At 63.5% G+C, this 1,043-nt stretch carries 1 protein-coding gene; it reads right to left on the reverse strand.

Translation table 11 applies throughout. From position 1 onward, the window contains the following. A partial coding sequence (locus tag AC0L3I_RS36865) for an extracellular catalytic domain type 1 short-chain-length polyhydroxyalkanoate depolymerase (protein WP_473530224.1) occupies positions 1-746 on the reverse strand: 746 nt, incomplete at its 3' end. Positions 747-1,043 lie beyond the last annotated feature (297 nt).

Consider the following 1,043-nt stretch of genomic DNA (forward strand, 5'->3'; position numbering starts at 1 on the left):
GCTTTCTCAAGCCGGTGGACTCCCCGCCATTGGCCTGCGATCGCTTCCGCGTTGGAAGGCGAAACCGTGTGGTCAGCGGCACCGTGCCAAATCGAAATCCTCGGCCACGGTCCCCGATGATCCGTTGCGCCGCGGAGGGCCCGTTGCAGATCCTGTTCCGAAGGACCGCCGTGGCCGCGCATGCGATCGAAGGCCTCCGGGATTGTCGTTGCGCTGCCGTAGGGCAGGCCGGCAATCAACGCACCGCCGGCAAACACTTCCGGATAGGTCGCCAGCATGGCCGCTGCCATTGCGCCTCCGGCCGAGAGGCCGGTGACGAAGATTCGCCTTCGGTCGAGACCGTGGGTGACGACCATCGTCTCGATCATCTGGCGAATCGAAAGCGCCTCGCCCGAACCACGCTTGGTGTCGCCAGGCTGGAACCAGTTGAAACAGAGGTTCGGATTGTTGCCGCGTTGCTGTTCGGGAAAGAGCAGCGCGAAGCCAGCCTCGTCGGCGAGTGGGGACCAGCCGGAATGATGGTTATAGCCGGCCGCGTTCTGTGTGCAGCCATGCAGCACGACTACGAGCGGGGTGGCCTTGGATAGGTCATTGGGAATGTAGAACTTCGCTCCCAACCCGCCAGGATTGGTACCGAAGTCGGCCAGCGTCTGGAGAAGGTCTGACGCACCGAGTTCGGCGGTATGCGTGGCATGTCGCGCCTGCAGCGCGGCGAGGCGGGCGATGGTCTCGGAGATTTTTCGCAATGGAGCCGTCCCTGTTCTGACGCCCGGAATGGACGGCAATCTGTGCAACGCGCGTGCAGCAATATCGTTGCTGCACTGCACAATAGCAAGGGAGAGCGGCGGGAGATGGAGTCCCGGCCGACCCTCTGGGTCGGCCGGGAGTAGAGGTCTTCAGCCTCGACTGGCTGTGAGATAGAGCGCGTCTTCTTCGTCGTCACGCTGCTTGCCGCCTAACGCAGCCGCTGCGCTGGCGATGAACGCACCGATGATGAGAGAAAGCGCGCCAACCAGCGCGAAGGTGGCGCCGGCTTTTCTAGC

Source organism: Mesorhizobium sp. WSM4840 (assembly GCF_055811755.1).